Here is a 20,921-nt window from a genome sequence, read left to right on the forward strand (position 1 = left end):
AACAGGAATTTAAACTGCCTGCGCACAACAGATACATTCGAAAGGCGCAGGCAGTTTGGGAAGTAAAAATACTAAGGATTGGTTTTTAAAGTCACGTTTCGCTGCGAAGAGGGAAGATTGTTTTCCGCAACCACTTCTGCGAACAGAACCAGCGACATGTTTTTGGTGAGAGGCGCTTTTACCGGCACTTTTACCACATAGTTCCGGAGCTCGCTGTCATATTTCTGAGTACCTGCCGGCAACGTCGTTACAAGCGTTTGAACGCCGGTGGTCGTAGCAGCGGAATAAATCCTGAACTCTTTAACCGCTATTTCGGAGGTATATTCAATGTTGACATTCACCGTAGTGGCAGAATCCACGGTGATACCGGGCTGTAACACGCCCGCAGCTGAAAAGGTCTTTGTCTCTCCCAGCCACAGTACCGCAATCTGCGCTACTTTCCCGTTGCTCGTCAAAAGGTCTTCAAACAAATCCGGCTCTTTATAGCAGCCACTCAGCAGAAACAGGCTTGCAAATGATAGCAGAGCCACTTTTATACGCTTATTCATGATAGTCGTTTTTTAGTAAAACACGGGTTATTTGGACATCCACCACATCGGCATTTCCGGGTCTTTCTGGTTAGCCTGAACTGTTTTAGAGTTCCTCGTAATCTCAGAATCCGGGTAGCGCATCCGCTGAATACGGCTTCCGCCCAGGTCGGGATTGGGCTTGACCGGCATTGGAAAATCGAGGTAACTGTATTTCCTGATATCCGTCCAGATATCCCCAATCAAAAGCATCGATTTAAATTTTTCGGTGATAATGTGCTTCGCAGTCAGTTTTGCCGCACTTACATTCACCGGCGCCGCAGCCAGGTATTTGGCAATGTCAGCATCCGTTACGCCTACCTTTTTCATATTGGAAGATATCATTTCCAGGTAAGCCCCGTACCCTGCTGCCGACGTCCCGGTGGAAGTGGGCGTTCCTCCGTTTAAAAGGAAAAGCGCCTCGGCCTTAATGGCGGCAGTTTCCGAGTAAGTCATCATCACCAGAGGTGAATTGATGTTCGAATGCCAGGCTTTCGCGGTCAGATCGACGGTGGAGCCGCTCCCGGATCCCGGTACCACACCGGCGTATACCGTCTGGTTGTTTTTCAACGAAATTACTTTCGGTAACCTCGGATCCTCGATCCCCTGTACGGTCCCATTCATCAGATTGACAAATGTATTAGTAAAAGTGACCGACAAGTTGCTGGTCGTGTTCGGTATCGCGACCCGGCTGTACCAGGGGTTCAGGTTTTTGGAATTGTATTGTAACTGAAAATCGTCCGCATTCCCTGTCATGCCTTTTTCCAGGGCGGCTATTGCTGCCTGCGCGGCTTGCTGCGGGTTTTTGAGGGACAAATGCATGGCATAGCGCGCTTTTAGAGAATAAGCCAGCCGGGTCCATTTTGCCGCATCACCATTGTAGATCAAATCGTCCGATGAAGGCAGGGTACCGGTGTTTTTGGCGAGTTCGACAATTGCCTCGTCGAGCAATTTCTGAATAGTCCCGTAGATCTGTTCCTGCGTGTCGTAAGCGGGCGAAAAGTTCTTTTGATCAGCCTGCGAATAGGGTACATTCTCCCAGTTGACTGTCGCAATACCCAGGTTGTAGGCCATCAGTACCTTCGCAACGCCGACATATACCGGCGCATCTTCGCTCCCGCCTTTTGAAATGATTGCGTTCAACTGAGGAACCACATATAAGTACATGTTCGACCAGCCGAGGGTATTATCGGTCTCTGCGTAAGTGTCGATCCCGTCTTCACCAATTGCGTTTCCCAATTGTTGCGAGTATTGACAAGCAACATACGCCTGCTGATAACTCGCCTCGCCGGTGTAGAATTGGGCAGTCGGAAGCAACTCCTGCATGGTCGCGTCCGCTTTGAGCGTTGGATCGACGTTGATATCGAGGTAATTATTGCAGCCCGTGAGCAGAATGATCGGGACGCAGATTATCCAAAGTCTTTTGATATTTTTCATACATCAGAAATTTACATTCACACCAAATTGAAAACTCTTCGTCGCCGGATTGTTCCGCCCCACAAAACCGATCAGGTTAGTACCCGATCCAAACGTAAGCGCCTCTGGATCATAGCCACGAAAGGGTGTGCTCAAGAAAAGGTTTGTACCGGTAAGCGTAAATCTGACACCTCCTGCGAAAACAGAGTTAGCGAGCAGGCTCTTGGGCAATGCATAATTGAGACTGACTGTTCTAAGCCGTATCCAGGAACCGTCCTGGATATTAAAATCGGCTGCATTACCCATATAGCGTGCAGTGGAAGGGTTGTAAAATGCATCGTCGAGCACCACGGCTTTGGTATTAGGCACGTAGCTGATTTGCCCCTCCTCCGATTTCTGTTCCACCACTCCTTTGAACACCACCTGCTCATACCGCCGCTCTGTGATCTTGATAGAACCCGCGCGGAATGCGTTTCTTTCGCCCAGATCCACTACGTCGCCCCCTTTTCGCCATTCCAGCAGAAAGGATAAACCGAGACCTTTATAGTTGAAGGAGTTGGTCAAGCCAGCTGTCCAGTCGGGCAAGGCATTTCCGTAGGGGGTTGTGACTAAGCTGGTTAATGGAAATCCATTTGCCTGGATCAGCTTCTGCCCATCGGGGGCGCGCATATAATCAAGTCCCCAGAGGTCGCCTACCCGGCTTCCTTCCCTTACTTTCAAAACACCGCGGCTACCGTTGTCAAAATAAGAGATCTCTTCGAGCTCGTCGGGCATATCGATCACCCTGCCGTCCATTTTTGTAAAGTTGAGTGACATATCCCAGTTGAAACTCGAAGTCTGAACCGGCTTGAACGACAGCAACAGCTCTACGCCTTTGTTACGTATCAAACCAATATTAGTGTAGTAAAAGGAATAGCCGGACACATTGGAAACCGGCGCACGAACGATCTGGTCTTTGCTATCCATCGTAAAATAAGTCGCATCAACCATTAAACGGTTCCGAAAAAACCTTAATTCAGTCCCGAATTCAATGGAAGTGGTCCTCTCCGGTCTCAGATTGTCGGATGCCGTCGTTGACCTCCTGATAAAACCCGGTACTGTATTTCCATAAGGGAAGTTATCTGCAATTTCGTAGTAGGCCCCGATTACGTATGGATCCGTACCTTTCCCAACCTGTGCCCACGACGCACGCAGCTTACCGTAGGAAAGCACATTGTTTTTTGGAAGATTTTCGGTAAAAATATATCCGGCATTAAAAGAAGGATAAAAGAATGAATTGCTCGCGACAGGTAAAGTTGAAACAATATCATTCCGCCCTGTTGCATTCAGGTAAAGCACATCTTTATAGCTCAGCTTCACGTCGGCAAAAAAGCTGACTATCCTGTATTGAAGCGGAGAATACGGCCGCGTCTGCTGGTTGCGGTAGCTACTGATTTCGTCCGTGAAAGGTGCCCGCCAGCCTTCGCCTCGTTCATAATAACTGTCCGGCCTTTTGCTGTCAACAATCGAATTCCCCACCATCAGCGAGCCTGACCAGCTTTCATTGAAGTTTTTGGTTGCTGTGATATAAAGGTTTGAATTAATCTCGCGGTAGTTAATGTACTCTTTGATCAAAAAACCCTTCACCGCTGTGCCTACATCAAAAGTGCTGTCAACCTGCCGGAACCGGCGCTCATTGAAAGCATCAAAAGTGAGCTGGTATTTAGCAGTCAGCCAGTCGTTTACCTTGTAATTTAAAGTTGCATCGGCGATGTAGCGGTTAACTTTATCGATCCTTGGACTCTTTTCAACCAGATACCTCGGGTTGTCGGTAAAGCCGGGCAGCAGGTTCTTGTAGGAACCGTCAGCATGGAGGTAATCATTTACATCATAGGTATTTGGCCAGTAGGATAATGCACTAAAAATCGATTTATCCCCGGCTGGCGGTCTCTTTCCACCGGACCGAATATAGTTGAACGACCCCGACACGGTGAAATTCCTGGTCAGGTTGTACGATCCTGCCAGCTTTCCTGAAGTCCTGGAAAAATCCGTTGTGGGAACGATACCCTGCTGGTAGTTATTCCCGGCTGAAAAGTAAATATTTCCCGTTTCACTGCCCTTTGTAATCGTGACCGTATTGTTGGTACGAAAGCCTGTCTGGTAAAATCCGCGAAAGTTGTCGTAGATACGGTCCGTGTCATTACCAATGACCGACGGCCCGAACGATTGGTAGGGGGTCCGCTGCCGCACTTCTGTGGGCGAGATAAATTCACCAAATCTACCCTGAATGAAACGTTTCTGAATATCCGGCGATTTGCCCAATACATCAACTCCGCCGGAAAGTGAAACGGAGACATTCATTTTACCTGTTTTACCACGTTTTGTAGTGATGATGATGGCCCCGTTGGATGCACGCAGACCGTACAGCGCAGTAGCAGCCGGGCCTTTCAGCACAGAGATGCTTTCGATATCGTCGGGGTTAATATCGGCCGCTCTGTTAGTATTGGCAAATTGTTCAGAAGCTCCCGGCGAGGCTGTTCCAGCACTTGGAAGGGGACTTCCGGCAGTGGTTGCATTGCTGATGATAATCCCGTCAATTACAAATAACGGCTGGTTATCGGCGCTGCCGCTCAGAGAGGTGATGCCTCTCAAAATAATGTTAACACCTGCCCCGGGCGCTCCACCCGACCCCGTGATCACGGCCCCTGCCACTTTGCCCTGCAACGCACCTATCATATTCGGGTTTCCCGACTCTTTGATTTCATCCGATTTGATGGACTGCACTGAATATCCGATCGCACGCTTCTCCTGCGTCTGCCCGAGCGCCGTCACCACGACTTCGTCCAGGATGGAGGCCTCAGACTGTAGCGTCACGTTTACAACCTGCTGATCTGTAACATTGACTTCGGTTCGTTTGAAACCGATAAAGCTAAAAACCAATATTCCGCCGGGAGCCACTGAAATACTATATTCCCCCTTTTCATTGGTAGAGGTTCCCTGTGAAGTGCCTTTGACACTTACACTCACCCCCGGGATCTCTGACCCGTCCTGATCGGTTACCCTGCCCCTGACCAGTCCGCTCTGGGCATTACCTCTGTCCACGGATAGCATCGCGAAGAGCAGGAAAGCGCTTAAAATCTTGTAAAGTAATTGATTCATCATATTTGGTTTGTTATGTAGATACGTGTAATTTAATATTCTCTCTTTAAAAATTAACATTTATTACCAGCAAATAATCTAACGGTCACTTGCGGTGTGTGAACCGTCAAGGTCACCAGCCGAACAACCTCTAATTTTAATTACTAGAAAAATAGTTTGTTAACTATAAAAATAGTTTCTACTTTCGGAACATGGAATTTCAAAAGTTGACTAACAAAGAAGAACAGGTAATGCAGGTGCTTTGGAACCTGGAAAATGCATATGTGAAGGATATGCTTCCATTGTTTACAGAACCAAAACTGCATTACAACACCCTTTCGACCATTATCCGGAACCTGGAAGAAAAGGGGTACGTGAGTCATCGGCAGTTTGGGAATACCTACGAATATTTCCCGGTGGTGAAAAAGGACGATTATCAAAACCATTTCGTGCTGAACAAAGTGGTAGGCAGCTATTTTAATGATTCGTACAAAGATCTGGTCGCCTATTTTGCTAAAAATGAGAAAGTAACTCCCGACGATCTCCGGGAGATTATCAGGATGATCGAGGAAGGAGATTAAAAGTTAATGTACCACCATTAATCCACCCGCTTATGCTATTCCCTTACCTTTTGAAAGTCAGCTTGCTGCTGGCAGTGCTGACCCTGGGCTATCGCTGGATGGTGCAGTTTGAAACATTTTCCAAACTTAATCGTGCGCTGCTCTGGCTGAATGTGATGGCAGCCTGGACCCTTCCATTGATCCCGATGCCCGACTGGGGGCCAGTGAAGGTTCAAACGGAATTTCATCAGTCGATCCCAAAAATCGCGAAGGTTATCCCGACTGTTGCTCAGCAAATAATACCTGATAATGGTTCTCTGGCAATGAAAAGTAGCAAATGGGAAGGATTGGGTTTGGCAGACTGGCTGCTGCTCGCGTACCTGGCAGGAGTTACGATCCTGGCTGTCCGCTTTCTGTATCAGGTTGGAAAACTCATTTATGTGCTGGCAAAATCAGATTTCGAGGAGTCAAACAACAGGGTTTATTTAGTCAGGAACAGGAAAATCAAATCTCCCTACTCATTTTTCCACTGGATTTTAGTTAACCCCGAAAACCACACGCCGCAGGAAATGCGCCATATTCTTGCCCACGAAACGGAGCACGCTTTACAATGGCACAGCATTGATTTGCTGCTATCCGAAATCCAGCGCATTCTGCTGTGGTTCAATCCTTTCGCCTGGTATCATCAAAAGCTCGTGCAGGCAAACCTCGAATACCTTGCCGATGGGGCTGTGCTGGAAGGTGGAATTGAGAAAAAGCAATATCAATATAGTCTGCTTACAGCGGTATTACAGGATAAAGAGTTGCCGCTCACCACTTCTTTTGCTCAGTCATTACTTAAAAACCGCATCAAAATGATGAACAAAAAACCTTCGCACTATTTAGCCTGGGTTAAATATGTGCTATTAATCGCGATACTTTATCTATCCTCCGCATTTGTGGCACCTTATCGACATAAATTGGTAGTAATGGCGCCGAAAGTTGTAAGAACGGCGGTGATGAAGCTGATGGAAGACACAGTTTCCAAGGAGCAAAAACAAAAGTTGGAAGTGAAGCCGGAAAAAGCAATACTGAAAGCCACCATTATTCCTGTGGCAGACTCAGTTTCCGAGACTCCCGATCGAAAAAGAATAAAGGGAGTTTTGATCAGAAACGATACACTTTACTGGGGCATTTCTGCATTGACTACCTGGGAAGATGTTAGTGAAATGCGCAAAGCTGTTAACAAATTTGGAGGTGAAATCCAGATTAACGGAATACAGTATGACCCTTTCCAGCATTTCATCACTTCCGTAAGTGTGAGGGTAGCTTCTAAAAGTCAGGGATCGAGCGGCAGCGGATCCACGGACGAACGCCGCAAAACTGCGGAAAACGAATTTATGCCTATCCAGGGATATTCGGGTTATATTAAAAAGGATGGGATCGGCATGGGTCAATGGCCACCTGCGCCTTTAAGCCAGGAACTAGAAAATGACTACCAAAAGGCGCTTTCGCAGCATAAACAAAACGCAACAGCCTATTTTGAGCACAATTTAAAAGCAACGATCGGGCCAAATTCTGGCAGCGGTTACTCCAAAGAAATTTTGGAAGGCAAATATGCCGCCAGATTTTTGGAGAGAGGTGGTATAGGTAAATCTCCGGAGAAGACTCTAAAGGTCACAGAACTTTACAAGGATGCTGAACTCTACTTGAATACCAGGCCGACCACTCTGGCGGAACTCAACGCGTTGCCTTTCGAACAATTCGAGAAAGCTAGCATTTTTGAAGACAATGCAGGTAAAAAGTACATGATTGTGTATGCGCGATAAATAAAAGGGGCAGCCAGAAATTGCAAACATCCCTGGTTGAAGTATCTTTACTTAAACGAAAGATTCAAATGGAAACACTGGTATTTCGACCTGAAAACAAGGAACAACTGGAAGCGCTGAAAGCTTTTGCCAAAGCGTTAAAAATATCATTTGTATCAAACCCTGATGGTTATGATCCAAAATTTGTTGCCAAAATCCAGGAAAGCAGAAAGCAGTTTGAAAACGGAGACTTTAAAGTCGTCGAGATCGAAGATCTCTGGAAATGAGCAGAAAGCTCAGTTTCTCCGCCAAAGCTTACGAAGATCTTCAATACTGGAAAAAAACAGGCAACTCGAGTATTCAGAAAAAAATTGAAGAAATACTCAGATCGATAATCGAAACGCCATTTCAGGGCATAGGAAAACCGGAAGCTCTAAAACACGAGCTCGCAGGATCCTGGTCGAGAAGAATAAATCGTGAACACCGGGTAGTATATCGGGTAGACGACGAATTCATTAAAATTGAATCATTAAAAGGGCATTATTAAACGGGGCAGCCAGAAATCCCGGCTACCCCATTTAATTTTACAAAAATCAAAAACTACTATTTCAAATTCAGCTCCTCGCCTATCGCTTTTACTTTTTGCTGCAATGAAGCATACACACTGTCAAAATCCTCGTTTTTCTCCAAAGCAGCCCGGACACCGACGTAGAATTTGATCTTCGGCTCTGTACCTGACGGGCGGCAGGTAAATTTGGTACCGTCCTCGGTGAAAAACTGCAGCACATTCGAAGGCTCTATACCCATTTCGCCCGAAGGAATAGAATGCGTCGTACCGCTTTTAAAATCTACCGTACTTAATGCTTTGTAATCATCCATCCTGACCACCGGTGATCCCGCGATGGTTTTGGGAGGATTCGCACGGAAATCCGCCATCATCTGCTGAATTTCGTCAGCTCCTGTTTTTCCTTTTTTAGTCAGGGAAATCAAGCCTTCATAATAGAAACCAAACTGCTTGTAGATTTCCATCAACATATCAAAAAGGCTGAGACCTTTGTCCTTCGCATATGCTGTTAATTCGGCGATCATAGCGCACGAAGCGATCGCATCCTTATCACGAACCGCGTCACCGATGAGGTAACCGTAGCTTTCTTCGCCACCGCCAATGAACTGCTCCTGGCCTTCTTTCTCCCTGATTACCTGAGCGATATATTTAAAGCCCGTCAGCGTGTTATAACATTTAACATCGTATGCGTCCGCCATTTTGTCGATCAGATCGGTCGTTACGATCGTTTTGCATACGAACTGGGTACCGGTCAATTTACCTGCATCTTTCCATGCATTCAACAGGTAATAAATCAGCACACTGGCTGTCTGGTTCCCATTTAAAAGCTGAATTTCGCCATGGTGGTTTTTAACTGCAATACCTACCCTGTCGGCATCGGGATCCGTCCCCAGGACCAGGTCTGCGTCGATTTCTTTCGCCTTCTCTACGGCTTTGGACATGGCTTCCGTTTCCTCCGGATTCGGGTAAACAACCGTCGGGAATTGTCCGTTACCCTTCGGCTCGGCCTGCTCTTCGATGACCGTTACAGCCTCAAAACCCATTTTGGCAAGCAGGGAGGGAACCAGGGTAACACCTGTTCCATGCAGCGGCGTGTAAACGATTTTAAGGTCTTTCTGACGCGCCAGTGCATCTTTTGAAATAGACAAAGACAAAATATGATCTACATATTTCTCATCGACTTCGGCACCGATCTTTGTGATTTTCGAAGCATCCCCATCAAATTTCACATCATCAATAGACTGGATCGCGTTAACCTCGCCAATGATATTGGTATCATGCGGAGCCACTACCTGAGAACCATCGTCCCAGTATGCTTTGTAGCCATTGTATTCTTTGGGATTGTGAGAAGCAGTTACCACAACGCCGCTTTTGCAACCAAGCAAACGGATCGCGAATGAAAGCTCCGGAGTTGGGCGCAATGCTTCAAAAAGATATACGCTAATCCCGTTCGCAGAAAAGATGTCAGCGATGATCTTTGCAAATTCATCAGACTTAATGCGGCTGTCGTATGCGATGGCCACTTTTATTTCTTCGCCCGAAAACGCTTTGTTTAAATAATTGGCAAGTCCCTGTGTTGCCGTACCAACAGTATAACGGTTCATTCTATTGGAACCGATGCCGATCAGGCCGCGCAAACCACCCGTTCCGAATTCAAGGTCTTTATAGAAAGCATCCGTCAGCTCGGTATCATTTCCTTCATCAATCAGTTGCTGTATAGATTGCTTCGTATCAATATCATAATCACCGTTTAGCCAGCTGTTGACTTTGGCCATTACATTCGGTTCGAGAATTGCAGTCATAAGTAGTTGAAGTATTTAGTTAAGGTTTATTTAATGATCTCGGCTTCCTGCGTTTCGCTCTCGCGGACCGTTTCTTTTGCCGTTTTCAGGATCAGCTCAGCCACAAGGCCTGTCCAGCCCGTCTGGTGACTTGCCCCGCAGCCGCGGCCATTGTCGCCGTGAAAATATTCGTAGAAGAGCACGTGATCGTTAAAATTATCATCTTTCTGCATCTTCTGATCATGCCCGTACACCGCACGATTACCTTCCGTGTCCTTTTTGAATATATCAATAAGACGACAGGCAATAGCAACCGCAGCTTCCTTGATCGTAACGAGGTTGCCGGAATTGGTCGGATATTCCACCATGAAGTCCTCCCCGTAGTAAGCATGGAATTTCATCAGCGAGTCAAATATCAGGTAATTTAACGGAAACCAGATCGGCCCGCGCCAGTTTGAATTTCCGCCCATAATATCCGTCAAAGCCTCCGCAGGGGTATAATCCACTTGCAGCACCTCGCCATTGATATAGAATTTGTAAGGATTCTCTTCATGGTATTTGGACAACGCCCGCACACCATAATCTGAAAGGAACTCGCTTTCATCAAGCATCCGTTTCAGGATCATTTTCATCCTGTGCCCGCGCAATATGGATAGCAGGCGATTTTCACCTTTACCCGACTCAAACCACCGGGAAATCAGACGCGCCAGATCAGGTCGGTTTGCCAATACCCATTCAACGCGCCTTTTAAATATCGGCAGTTTGTCAAGATTCTGAGGATCAAGGATTTCAACTGCGAATAACGGAATCAAACCCACTATCGACCTTACTTTCAGCAAAATACTCTGACCGTTCGGAATATGGATCACATCGTAATAAAACTGATCTTCTTCGTCCCAAAGACTGATGGAAGAATTTTTCCCTCCTATCGACTCCATCGCACCCGCAATGTGCAGAAAATGCTCGAAGAATTTAGACGCCATATCCTGATATACAGGGTGTACCAATGCAATTTCCACAGAGATACGAAGCATATTGAGCGTATACATCGCCATCCAGCCTGTCGCATCGGCCTGTTGCAGTTTGCCGCCAAAAGGCATAGGCGTAGAACGGTCGAAAACACCGATATTATCCAGCCCCAAAAATCCGCCGCTGAATATATTATTTCCGGTATCGTCCTTCTGGTTAACCCACCAGGTGAAGTTCAGCAGCAGTTTATGAAATATTTTTTCAAGAAACTGAATGTCACCTACGCCATTATTTTGCTCCCGGTCGATCTCGTAAACTTTCCAGGTAGCCCAGCCATGAACCGGCGGATTTACGTCAGAGAAATTCCATTCGTAAGCCGGGATCTGCCCATTGGGGTGCATATAGTATTCCCGGAGTAGGATTTCGAGCTGTCTTTTAGCGAAATCAGCATCTACCCTTGCGAGCGGCACACAGTGAAAAGCCAGGTCCCAGGCAGCAAACCAGGGATATTCCCACTTATCGGGCATTGAAATAATATTGGCGGCATACAAATGCTTCCAACCGGAATTTCTGCCCCATTTCCGGCCCTGATTCGGCCCGGGTTGCGCGGGATCGCCTTTCAGCCATTCATATACATTGTAATAGTAAAATTGCTTGCTCCAGAGCATGCCCGCGTAAGCCTGCCGCTGGATCGAGCGCAGATCTGCGTCCGAAACGTCCCTTTGCAAGTCATCATAAAACTCATCCGCTTCCCTGATCCTCTTTGCAAAGAGATCTTCAAACCCACCGAAAGGCTCAGAAATGGTATGGTTTACATAGCGCAGGCGAAATGTTTCACTACTTCCAGCCTTCACTGTCCGCGTAAAACGTGCTGAGGCTTTGGTACCTATATGATTTGGATTGACCGTGCTTGTTTTACCTCCTGAAACTATAAAATCATTGATCCCATCCTTTGGATACGCCGTATTATTGGCTGTACCGTAGAGCTTCTTGAAGTTCGTTTCATTTTCACAAAACAGCAGCTCATCCGCATTATCCAGGTAAAGGTTATATTTCCCGTGTTTGCGGTGGGTAACCTCTATCAAACGGTTTGAAATCCCGTTCATGATAGGCTTATAATTGAATGCTTCGTATCCCCACGACCAGGTATTGCGAAACATGATCGTCGGCAGCACGGTAATCGGCGCGTCTTCTTTGCCGCGGTTAAAAACCGTCACTTTCATCAGGATATCCTCCTCGTCGGCTTTGGCGTGTTCTATGAAAATGTCAAAATATTCGTCATTCTCAAAAACGCCGGTATCCATGATCTCATATTCCGGATCCTGCTTGCCTCTCCTGCCATTCTCCTGCCGCAGTTTGTCATAAGGAAAGAGCTGCTGCGGATATTTATAGAGCATTTTAGTATAAGAATGCGTAGGCGTACTATCGAGGTAATAGTACATTTCCTTCACATCCTCCCCATGGTTAGACTCCCGGTTCGTGAGTCCGAAAATCCTTTCTTTTAAAATCTTATCCTTATGGTTCCAGAATCCGAAGGAGAGGCAGATATGCTGTTTGTTATCAGAAAATCCGCCAATTCCATCCTCCCCCCAGCGATATGCTTTGGAGAGTGCCATTTCATGGGTGATATAGTTCCAGGCGTCACCGTTGCCACTATAATCTTCCCGCACGGTACCCCACTGGCGTTCAGACAGATAAGGCCCCCACTTTTTCCATCCCCGGTTATCTTTTTGAAGGCTTAGTCTTACTTTTTCAGCACCGTTTGCCATTAATGTATTAGTTATCGAAAGGAATGAATTTCAACTTAAAATCGACCCAATTTAGAAAACCGGTTTTCAAAAACAGCAAAAACCAGTTAAAAGTTAAAAAATCAGGGATACACTATACGGCCAGCTGTAAGGCCGCCAGGTCGGGATAAGCTGTTATTTCAAAAGAAACATTGCCAGCGTAAAATCTGGTGAGCGAATCTGCTTTCTGTGACGTTTCTGTCAGCAACGGGTGCCTTTCAGCACGAAGTAACACTTCCACATCAGCCACGTACTCCTTGAACATCAGCGGATTAGGCAATCTATAAACCTGCCCGTCACTGGCTTTCAAAACTGGTGTTGGCTGGACTTTGCCTTCTGCATTCAAACGGCCATATCGGAGACGCGCATTGACATATTCTTCGTCCGTTGCGCCGAAAACAATGTATTCAACTGGCTTCGGCTGAGCGTTGTTTACCGAAATTCTTTCGTCCAGCTCTGCCAGCAATGCTCTCAACGCCCAGGTGTTTTTTCCGGTGCGAATGCGCTCGCGAATGGACTGACGGACCAGATAAGTGAGCGCATGCGTCACGTTAAGACCGATTTCCGCCATTTGTTTGAATATAAATGAAGTAGGCGACATACCCGGAATCGTGTTCGGGTCATGCAGGACAATGCGACCTTCCGGCGTCAAAAATCCGTCGATTCGTACGCACACATTAATTCCCAGCTGCTCGAAAACCTCGGCAATCACTTTTTGTATCTCCTGATTTTTTTCAAGAGAAGTGTCCACAGGAATGCGCTTGCGGCTGGCGCCGGGTTTATATTTTGCATTGAAATCGAAAACCTGCACCATTTTGATCACCTCACTCGGCGGTAATGCAAGTGGTTTCCCGTCGTCAAACTGAATACAGCCGCACGAAAACTCCTGGCCGTTTACGAATTCCTCCACCAGCACCTGATCTTCTGCATTCGAGCTGCTCAAAACCGCCAAGGTACGCCCCCCGGCAAAGTAGGAGTCCAGTTCGCGGATCAGTTCGGCTGGATGATAAATGGTTTCACCAGCCAGCACGACCGGAAAGCCAATCCCCTCGTCCAGATTGGCGACTTTCTGCCCCCAGGCCTGTTTATCAGCATCAAAAAATGATTTCCAGGTATCAGCTTCCAGTTCGATCCTGAAAAAGCATTGGTTCACAGCTGCGACAAATTCGTCGAGCGAATCTTCTTTAACGATGGCAACGCCGATCGAAGAACCCTGATGCGGCGCTTTGATCACCAGCGGCAGGCCTAGGTGCTTTTTAAGCACTTGAAAAAGAAGCGAATATTCTTCCGGAACCCAGTTTTTGTACGTCAGCGTCCAGCTTTTCTTTTCCTGCCCGTTCACCAGGGCGATCATGTCGTTTTGTAAGATCTTATCAATCCCCACCGCAGAGCCCATCAGGCCCGGGCCGCTGTAAGGAATTTTGTACCATTCCAGCAAACCCTGAATTGCGCCATCCTCACAATCAGGACCGTGCATGGCCAGGAATGCGAATTCGAAATGGTTTTTGAACTGATCGGGCGTGATCATTACGCCGATATCTTCACCAACCGCTTTACCAGCCAGTTCGGGATAGGATTCAATGTACGTTTTAAAGCCTGGTTTCTGAATGCTTTTAGGGGGGTAAAATTCCCTTATCTCACCGGAATACATCAATTGTTTTTCCAAAAGAATAAACCGTCCAAAACTGTCGACAAATACAGGTACCGGTTCAAAAAGTGATTTATCCAGATACTCAAATGCCGTTTTTCCGCCTGCAAATGATATTTCTCTTTCACGTGAAGGGCCTCCAAAAAATATTCCGATGCGCATAGTATTTCCAATTTCTAGTCAGGAACGCAAGATAAGCTACTAATCGGGATGAATCAATCGGAACTGCGAAACGGGCTGCTTTTGAATACAAAAAGGCGGTGCCCTTTTCAGAGAACCGCCTTTTGAATGTTATATAATCCGGGACTAAGCCAGTGCCGGTACGTTCACTGCAACCACTTTACTAACGTGAGGAACTGCTTTGCGAATCGACTCTTCCAGACCAGCACGGAACGTCATAGCGCTCATTGGGCAGCTTTGGCAGGATCCCTGTAATTCCAGCTTGACAACGTTATCATCAGTCAATTCCACCAGCTTCACATCACCACCGTCAGCATGCAAATACGGCCGCACCGTTTCCAGTGCCTGCTCGATCAATTCTATTGTTTTTTCTTTGGAATCCATTGTTTCAATTATGTATTTGCTAAGATGCAAGATAATATTCAAAAAATCAAATCCTGACCGGCCCGAAAATCACACCTGGATCTCAACAGGCTGGGTCTTACTTTTGCTCGCATTTCTGATCGCCACCTGCTGTGCAAGCGACTCCGCGGCATCCCTGAAAGCGTCATTTACGATCGGGTTCGTATCCATTACAGCCGGTCTTCCTTCATCTCCCGCCTCTCTGATACCCTGCACAAGCGGGATCTGACCAATTAAAGGCACATCAAATTTATCTGCCAGTGACTGCCCTCCACCCTTTCCAAAAATGAAATACTGGTGATCAGGAAGTTCTTCCGGCGTAAACCACGCCATATTTTCTACAATACCTAAGATCGGCACATTGATTTGTGGCTGCCGGAACATGGACAACCCTTTTGTTGCGTCGGCCAGCGCCACTTTTTGAGGTGTCGTAACAACTACCGCGCCGGTCACGGGCACAGTTTGCACCAGGGTAAGATGAATATCGCTGGTACCTGGCGGCAGGTCAATCAGCAGGTAATCCAGGTCGCCCCAGTCGGTATCTGCAAAAAACTGCTTCAAGGCCTGGCTTGCCATCGGCCCCCGCCACACAACTGCACTGTCAGGCGGCGTCAGAAATCCTATGGACATTAGTTTAATGCCAAACTGACGTATCGGATTGATATAATTTTTACCGTCTTTCGGAGTAATGGTCGGCTGCATATGCTCGACCCCAAACATCACCGGAATCGACGGCCCAAAAATATCCGCATCGATAATACCCACCTTTGCACCGGAACGGTGCAGTGCCATCGCCAGATTAGCCGTAACAGTTGACTTCCCTACCCCACCTTTCCCGGACGAAATCGCGATCACGTTCTTCACTCCGGGAATCAACGGGCCGGTTTGCCTGGCTGTGGTAACGTTTGCTGTAAGTTTGATAATCACTTCAACATCAGGACTTAAATGCTCGTGAATCGCATTCTCACAACTTCTCCTGATCAATTCTTTGAGTGGGCAGGCCGGGGTTGTCAAAACAACTGTAAAACGAACCTGATTGACTCCGACCTCGATATCCTGAATCATCCCAAGCGTCACCAGATCCTTTTTCAGGTCCGGCTCTTCCACAGTGCTGAGTGCCTGTAATACTTTTTCTTTATTGATTGTAAATTCGCCCATTGTAATGGTTGAGGACCTTAACTAATACTATGCAACACAGAAATCACCTGATGAGTTTGTTACAAAACCGGAAATTCTCCAATTCGTCTTTCAATCTCCTCCATTTCCTCTGCCACATTCATTTTCCTCGAAATCTCGTTCAGTTTGCTCCACACCGATTTCAGGAACTTCAAATGACTTTTAGTAAATCCGTGTAAAGGCCGGTGATTGATTGTCAGCATAATTTTGTCCCATTCCTGCATTAATTCAAGTGAATCGGGTTCGATGAATGATTTCGCAAAAGATTGAAAAATATGTTCCTCTGCAAGCTCGTTCGGATGGATGAGGTCATTTTTATAAAACCGGTAATCCCGAAGTTCATCGATCATGATCTCATACGAAGGAAAATAGGAAATATGCTTATACTTTTCCGCAAGCCGGTGACAAGCCAGTCTGAGCGTTGATTTGCTGACCTGATTAAGTGGCAATGTATCGCGTGTATGACGAACAGGACTAACTGTAAGTACCACGCGCAGATTTCTTCTGAACATTAACAGTTTTTGGATCAATAGCTCCATCGCCATACTAATCTGATCAGGGTGCAGAAGTTCCCTGATAAAATGTTCGGCTGGCAGTTTGTGGCAATTTCCGATCACCATATTGGTCGCTTTGTGGCGATAACCATAGGCGGTACCCAAAGTAATCACAAGTACATCGGCCTCCGTTATGAATGTGCGTAAATCACTCAATTTCCTGACAAGCTGACTTTCCAGTTCAGCCCGGCTATTGCTCCACAATGACGAATGGAAATCGTGGTGCAGCCAGATATCGTCTGATGTTTTCAGGAACAATTCACCGGCCGGGTCATTTTTATCAAGCGCCAGGTCGAGTGTTTTGCAAATGGTAAGGGGATTGAAAATAGTACCGAGCGGATTGTTCAATACTGGAAACTTGTACGCGTTCAACTGAGAACCAAGCACTTCCGCAAAACAAGAGCCGATCGTCAGCACTTTTGATTTGTGATCTATTTTCCACTCGGATGGAATGATATTGACTTCTGTACTCAGCTTTATTTCTCTCATGATAATTCAAATCCGGAATACAAAGTTAACATCTTACCGCTGGAGAATTGCATGTTTAGGGTTATTGCGGAAAGGTTTACGTTTGGAGGGAATATCAAAAACGCGCAACTATATGGACGAAAACATTTACCCTTACGAAATCTTCAAAGAGTACACTTATGAATTTGTAAGTGTTAGCAAGGATAAAAACGTAAGGAAGCTTGTTGCATTCACAGAAACCGGGCGGGAAAACGTCTTTAATCTCGCGTTGTTTGACATTTTGGATTCAGGGGAATGCTGTAATATCACCGAGACAAGGAACCGGGACATGACTACCGTTATGGCAACCATCTTCCGCATCGTGGCAACTTTTTTGGAAATAGATAAGGAATATGTTGTCGTTTTCAGGGGAAATGATTCAAGGAGACACCGATTGTATCGAATCGCTATCTCGAGAGAACTAAAAAACTTGTCAGAAAAATATGTTATTTTAGGGATCAATGAGGATAGAATCGAATATTTTCAACCCGATCAATCCTACAAACTATACATAATCACGAATAAGCTATGAAACCTATGAAAAACGAAGCATCAATAACAAAGCTGTCCGCCCAAAAATTGGTGCAGCAGGAATTAAAAATTGTAAACGCAATTTTGGAAAAGGTTGATCTATCTAAAATCAGAAGCCTGGCCAAAGGAGAATGCACCAGATAACCATGTTTAATAATAGGGTAATTTTTGCATTTGTGGCAATAGCTTCGCTTGCTTGCTCGCGGGTAGCTGTCACTGCACAAGACAAACCATATGCCTTCGCCACAACCCCTTCCTGGCAAGATGAATTTGACTATTCAGGCAAGCCAGATCCGGCGAAATGGTCTTATGATTTGGGTGATCACGGCTGGGGGAACAACGAATTGCAAAATTACACTGACAAGCTCGAAAACGCCAAAGTAGAGAATGGTCACCTGATTATCACAGCAATCAAAGAGAAATCCGGGAAGGCTGGTTACAGTTCCGCCCGGATTGTGTCAAAAGGTAAGGGGGACTTTCTATATGGTAAAATCGAAGTAAAAGCCAAGCTGCCCACGGGCAGAGGAACCTGGCCTGCGATCTGGACCCTGGGCAGCGAGGAGGGTTACGGCAACAAAGGCTGGCCTGACAACGGCGAAATTGATATCATGGAACACGTTGGTTTTGATCAGAACCGTGTTCACGGGAATGTGCATACCAAAGCGTTTAACCACGTTCTGAAGACCAATAAAGGCAATAGCGTGATCGTCGATAAGGCATCGGAGGAATTTCACATTTACTCTTGCGAATGGACTCCTGAGTTGGTTACTATCCTCGTAGATGGTAAAGCCTACTTCAAATTCCCGAAAGAGGCCTCTTATCAATGGCCCGAGTGGCCGTTTGACAAACCTTTTCACCTGCTTTTAAATATGGCCGTCGGAGGTAATTGGGGCGGGCAAGAGGGTGTGGATGACAGCATTTTCCCACAAAAATTAGAGATAGATTACGTCCGCTTTTACCCGCTGGCCGAGAAAAAGTAGCTTTGAAAATCCAGTGCACAGGGCTATCTTGCATCATGGATAATTTCGTTGTTTCGGCCAGAAAATACCGCCCGGTTACTTTTGATTCGGTGGTTGGGCAATCACACATTACGACTACTTTAAAAAACGCAATCCGCACCAATCACCTCGCTCAGGCCTTTTTATTTTGCGGCCCAAGGGGGGTTGGAAAAACTACCTGTGCGAGAATTCTGGCGAAAACGATCAACTGCCAGAATCTGGGGGACGATGCGGAAGCCTGCGGTGAATGTGAATCCTGTGTAAGCTTTCAGAATAATGCATCCTTCAATATCCACGAACTGGATGCCGCTTCCAATAATTCCGTGGAAGATATCCGCAACCTGATCGATCAGGTGCGTTATCCGCCTCAAACCGGTAAATACAAAATCTATATCATTGATGAGGTGCATATGCTGTCGCAGGCTGCCTTCAATGCTTTTTTGAAGACATTGGAAGAACCGCCCAGCTACGCAATATTCATTCTGGCTACGACAGAGAAACACAAGATCTTACCTACTATTCTTTCCCGCTGCCAGATCTTCGATTTCAATCGGATACAGTCGAAAGATATCGCTTACCACCTGGCTGATATTGCCCAAAAAGAAGGTATTACTGCTGAGAAAGAAGCACTTGAACTGATCGGCCAGAAAGCAGATGGCGGATTGCGCGATGCATTGTCAATGTTCGACCTGAATGTGACATTTTCGACCGATAACCGCCTTACTTATGTGGCCGTACTTGAAAACCTGCATATTCTGGATTATGATTATTACTTCAAAATCACGGACGCGCTACTGGCAGGCAGCATTGCCAGATCACTCGTTTTGTTTGATGAAATCCTGAGAAAAGGTTTTGACGGACATTTGTTTGTAGTGGGCTTGCTGGAACATTTCCGCAACCTTCTGGTTTGCAAAGATCCCGCGACAGTTACATTGTTGCAGGTTTCCGAATCAGCCGAACGCAAATACCTGGAACAGTCTGCAGCGGCAGATATGAGCTTTTTATTATCTGCGTTAAGCATTACCGGTCAATGCGATATCAACTACAAAGCGGCCAAAAATCAGCGGCTGCATGCTGAGCTTTGTCTGATGAAACTCGCCAATCTCCCGAATATACTTCAACTAAATTCTCTTGCCGCCGTTGAAGAAACGGCAAAAAAAAAAGTTGAGCCCCCACGGGAGCCTATAGTAGTTGCAGCTCCCGCATTGCCTGAGCCAGTACTGGCCGATCATTCCAACGGAAATGTGGCCCCGGCAATTCAACCTGCTGCACCAGCAACGGTGTCTTCCAAACTCAAAAACACAATCCCGCTCGCCATAACCCGGCCGGCGGCAACTGCAACTATTGAAAGTTCGGCCCAGAACAGACCAGAAATTGACCCTGTAACGCACATTCGGAAGGAGAAGCTGACATTGGAAAACTTGCAGCGCTTTTGGTATGAATTTGCGGAAAAGAGAAGAGAAGAAGGGAATTCAACAACCGAGGAGATTACTTTAAGAAGAGAGTTCCGCCTCGAAGGCTCCTCTATCGAAATCGCCCTGGACAATACCCACCAGCTGGAAGCGATTCAAAATGCCCGCTATGATTTGCTTGGTTTTCTGAAAAGCCGCCTTGACGCCCCAAAACTCGATATTAATGCAAGGGTAGCACCTCAGGAAGTCAACCGCCTGCCTTACACGCCTGCCGAAAAGTTTAATTATATGGCAGAAAAAAACCCCTATCTTCTTGAACTGAAACAAGTGCTGGGGCTGGATGTAGATTTTTAGTTTTTATTAAAGGCTAAAAATTGCCTGTGTAGCTGCATTACCTGGGGGATCAAAGCAGAATTTTCATTGTTGTTAATCACAAAATCTGCGACTTTCTTACGGGCGTCATCAGAAACCTGCCTTTCGATAATTGCCCTGATTTCAGATTCGCTCCGTTGGTCCCGTTCCAGAATACGGGCAATCCGTAAGTTGACCTCTGCTTCTACCACAATCACAAAATCAAGCGTATTCCCCTCGCCGGCACGGTTCATTATCGCCGCTTCCTTGATCACATAATGTGATTTCCCATGTTTGCTGACCCAATCTTCGGTGTCGCGCAGAACAGCGGGATGTATAATTTGATTAAGTTTTTTCAACAAAAACTCATCTTTGAAAACAATGGACGCTACATACGAAGTGTTGTATTTACCTGCTGCATCGTATGCATCAGGGCCAAGTAGCGCAGTTACAGCAGATCTGACTTCCAAACTATGATTTGTGAGCCATTTCGCCCGGATATCAGCATTATAAACAGGAACTCCGAGGCAGGAAAATAGCTCGCAAACCACACTTTTACCTGAACCTATTCCGCCGGTAACACCAATTTGCAAAGGAGCTGACATAGGCTAACA

17 protein-coding genes are annotated in these 20,921 nt (G+C 46.4%); 7 read left to right on the forward strand and 10 right to left on the reverse strand.

The window, feature by feature from the left end; genetic code table 11:
• Positions 1–71: 71 nt before the first annotated feature.
• The 3 genes from FXO21_RS04685 to FXO21_RS04695 are packed head-to-tail and all read right to left on the reverse strand — an operon-like array spanning position 72 to position 5,123.
• A complete protein-coding gene (locus tag FXO21_RS04685) occupies positions 72–548 on the reverse strand; it encodes a hypothetical protein (RefSeq protein ID WP_149639008.1) in 477 nt (158 codons plus the stop codon).
• Between the two features lie 27 nt (positions 549–575).
• On the reverse strand, positions 576–2,003 hold the full coding sequence (locus tag FXO21_RS04690; RefSeq protein ID WP_149639009.1) for a SusD/RagB family nutrient-binding outer membrane lipoprotein: 1,428 nt from the start codon (positions 2,001–2,003) through the stop codon (positions 576–578).
• 3 nt (positions 2,004–2,006) lie between these two features.
• Complete coding sequence (locus tag FXO21_RS04695) at positions 2,007–5,123, reverse strand: SusC/RagA family TonB-linked outer membrane protein (protein ID WP_149639010.1); 3,117 nt, start codon at positions 5,121–5,123, stop codon at positions 2,007–2,009.
• A gap of 188 nt (positions 5,124–5,311) precedes the next feature.
• On the opposite strand from FXO21_RS04695, the gene FXO21_RS04700 reads away from it, so the two are divergent.
• The 4 genes from FXO21_RS04700 to FXO21_RS04715 all read left to right on the forward strand — a co-directional run bounded on the left by FXO21_RS04700 (position 5,312) and on the right by FXO21_RS04715 (position 7,993).
• A complete protein-coding gene (locus FXO21_RS04700; RefSeq protein WP_149639011.1) occupies positions 5,312–5,680 on the forward strand; it encodes a BlaI/MecI/CopY family transcriptional regulator in 369 nt (122 codons plus the stop codon).
• 32 nt (positions 5,681–5,712) lie between these two features.
• Positions 5,713–7,467 (forward strand): M56 family metallopeptidase, encoded by a 1,755-nt coding sequence (locus FXO21_RS04705; RefSeq protein ID WP_149639012.1) that lies wholly within the window; start codon positions 5,713–5,715, stop codon positions 7,465–7,467.
• Positions 7,468–7,535: 68 nt separating this feature from the next.
• A complete protein-coding gene (locus FXO21_RS04710) occupies positions 7,536–7,733 on the forward strand; it encodes a DUF2683 family protein (RefSeq protein ID WP_149639013.1) in 198 nt (65 codons plus the stop codon).
• Complete coding sequence (locus FXO21_RS04715) at positions 7,730–7,993, forward strand: Txe/YoeB family addiction module toxin (RefSeq protein ID WP_149639014.1); 264 nt, start codon at positions 7,730–7,732, stop codon at positions 7,991–7,993. Before FXO21_RS04710 ends, FXO21_RS04715 begins: the two co-directional genes overlap by 4 nt.
• A gap of 56 nt (positions 7,994–8,049) precedes the next feature.
• On the opposite strand, the gene FXO21_RS04720 is transcribed toward FXO21_RS04715, so the two are convergent.
• The 6 genes from FXO21_RS04720 to FXO21_RS04745 all read right to left on the reverse strand — a co-directional run bounded on the left by FXO21_RS04720 (position 8,050) and on the right by FXO21_RS04745 (position 16,997).
• Positions 8,050–9,813 (reverse strand): phospho-sugar mutase, encoded by a 1,764-nt coding sequence (locus FXO21_RS04720; RefSeq protein ID WP_149639015.1) that lies wholly within the window; start codon positions 9,811–9,813, stop codon positions 8,050–8,052.
• Between the two features lie 26 nt (positions 9,814–9,839).
• A complete protein-coding gene (locus FXO21_RS04725; RefSeq protein ID WP_149639016.1) occupies positions 9,840–12,530 on the reverse strand; it encodes an MGH1-like glycoside hydrolase domain-containing protein in 2,691 nt (896 codons plus the stop codon).
• A 112-nt stretch (positions 12,531–12,642) separates the two neighbouring features.
• Positions 12,643–14,358, reverse strand: a complete 1,716-nt coding sequence (locus FXO21_RS04730) for a D-alanine--D-alanine ligase family protein (RefSeq protein WP_149639017.1) — start codon at positions 14,356–14,358, stop codon at positions 12,643–12,645.
• 144 nt (positions 14,359–14,502) lie between these two features.
• The gene (locus FXO21_RS04735) at positions 14,503–14,760 is read right to left on the reverse strand and encodes a NifU family protein (protein WP_149639018.1); all 258 of its coding nucleotides are present in this window, start codon (positions 14,758–14,760) and stop codon (positions 14,503–14,505) included.
• A gap of 69 nt (positions 14,761–14,829) precedes the next feature.
• Positions 14,830–15,936, reverse strand: a complete 1,107-nt coding sequence (locus FXO21_RS04740; RefSeq protein WP_149639019.1) for an Mrp/NBP35 family ATP-binding protein — start codon at positions 15,934–15,936, stop codon at positions 14,830–14,832.
• Between the two features lie 59 nt (positions 15,937–15,995).
• The gene (locus FXO21_RS04745; RefSeq protein ID WP_149639020.1) at positions 15,996–16,997 is read right to left on the reverse strand and encodes a GSCFA domain-containing protein; all 1,002 of its coding nucleotides are present in this window, start codon (positions 16,995–16,997) and stop codon (positions 15,996–15,998) included.
• Positions 16,998–17,109: 112 nt separating this feature from the next.
• Here FXO21_RS04745 and FXO21_RS04750 point away from each other — a divergent pair, with 112 nt between their 5' ends.
• From FXO21_RS04750 to FXO21_RS04760, 3 genes are all read left to right on the forward strand, one after another.
• Positions 17,110–17,547 (forward strand): DUF6934 family protein, encoded by a 438-nt coding sequence (locus FXO21_RS04750; protein ID WP_149639021.1) that lies wholly within the window; start codon positions 17,110–17,112, stop codon positions 17,545–17,547.
• Between the two features lie 130 nt (positions 17,548–17,677).
• A complete protein-coding gene (locus FXO21_RS04755; RefSeq protein WP_225865569.1) occupies positions 17,678–18,526 on the forward strand; it encodes a glycoside hydrolase family 16 protein in 849 nt (282 codons plus the stop codon).
• 35 nt (positions 18,527–18,561) lie between these two features.
• A complete protein-coding gene (locus FXO21_RS04760; protein ID WP_149639023.1) occupies positions 18,562–20,310 on the forward strand; it encodes a DNA polymerase III subunit gamma/tau in 1,749 nt (582 codons plus the stop codon).
• Here the strand turns inward: FXO21_RS04760 and coaE are convergent.
• A complete protein-coding gene (gene coaE, locus FXO21_RS04765) occupies positions 20,307–20,912 on the reverse strand; it encodes a dephospho-CoA kinase (protein WP_149639024.1) in 606 nt (201 codons plus the stop codon). The two genes, FXO21_RS04760 and coaE, sit on opposite strands and share 4 nt — an antisense overlap.
• Between the last annotated feature and the right edge of the window lie 9 nt (positions 20,913–20,921).

Origin of the sequence: Dyadobacter sp. UC 10, assembly GCF_008369915.1 — a bacterium.
Taxonomy (GTDB): Bacteria; Bacteroidota; Bacteroidia; order Cytophagales; family Spirosomataceae; genus Dyadobacter.

Excerpts from the sequence above, each read along its gene's own strand:
- FXO21_RS04695 (WP_149639010.1), bottom strand. The coding sequence starts at position 5,123 with ATGATGAATCAATTACTTTACAAGATTTTAAGCGCTTTCCTGCTCTTC.
- FXO21_RS04705 (WP_149639012.1), top strand. The coding sequence starts at position 5,713 with ATGCTATTCCCTTACCTTTTGAAAGTCAGCTTGCTGCTGGCAGTGCTG.
- FXO21_RS04735 (WP_149639018.1), bottom strand. The coding sequence starts at position 14,760 with ATGGATTCCAAAGAAAAAACAATAGAATTGATCGAGCAGGCACTGGAA.
- coaE (WP_149639024.1), bottom strand. The coding sequence starts at position 20,912 with ATGTCAGCTCCTTTGCAAATTGGTGTTACCGGCGGAATAGGTTCAGGT.
- FXO21_RS04700 (WP_149639011.1), top strand. The coding sequence starts at position 5,312 with ATGGAATTTCAAAAGTTGACTAACAAAGAAGAACAGGTAATGCAGGTG.
- FXO21_RS04740 (WP_149639019.1), bottom strand. The coding sequence starts at position 15,936 with ATGGGCGAATTTACAATCAATAAAGAAAAAGTATTACAGGCACTCAGC.
- FXO21_RS04710 (WP_149639013.1), top strand. The coding sequence starts at position 7,536 with ATGGAAACACTGGTATTTCGACCTGAAAACAAGGAACAACTGGAAGCG.
- FXO21_RS04685 (WP_149639008.1), bottom strand. The coding sequence starts at position 548 with ATGAATAAGCGTATAAAAGTGGCTCTGCTATCATTTGCAAGCCTGTTT.
- FXO21_RS04730 (WP_149639017.1), bottom strand. The coding sequence starts at position 14,358 with ATGCGCATCGGAATATTTTTTGGAGGCCCTTCACGTGAAAGAGAAATA.
- FXO21_RS04760 (WP_149639023.1), top strand. The coding sequence starts at position 18,562 with ATGGATAATTTCGTTGTTTCGGCCAGAAAATACCGCCCGGTTACTTTT.
- FXO21_RS04755 (WP_225865569.1), top strand. The coding sequence starts at position 17,678 with ATGCACCAGATAACCATGTTTAATAATAGGGTAATTTTTGCATTTGTG.
- FXO21_RS04745 (WP_149639020.1), bottom strand. The coding sequence starts at position 16,997 with ATGAGAGAAATAAAGCTGAGTACAGAAGTCAATATCATTCCATCCGAG.
- FXO21_RS04720 (WP_149639015.1), bottom strand. The coding sequence starts at position 9,813 with ATGACTGCAATTCTCGAACCGAATGTAATGGCCAAAGTCAACAGCTGG.
- FXO21_RS04690 (WP_149639009.1), bottom strand. The coding sequence starts at position 2,003 with ATGAAAAATATCAAAAGACTTTGGATAATCTGCGTCCCGATCATTCTG.
- FXO21_RS04750 (WP_149639021.1), top strand. The coding sequence starts at position 17,110 with ATGGACGAAAACATTTACCCTTACGAAATCTTCAAAGAGTACACTTAT.
- FXO21_RS04725 (WP_149639016.1), bottom strand. The coding sequence starts at position 12,530 with ATGGCAAACGGTGCTGAAAAAGTAAGACTAAGCCTTCAAAAAGATAAC.
- FXO21_RS04715 (WP_149639014.1), top strand. The coding sequence starts at position 7,730 with ATGAGCAGAAAGCTCAGTTTCTCCGCCAAAGCTTACGAAGATCTTCAA.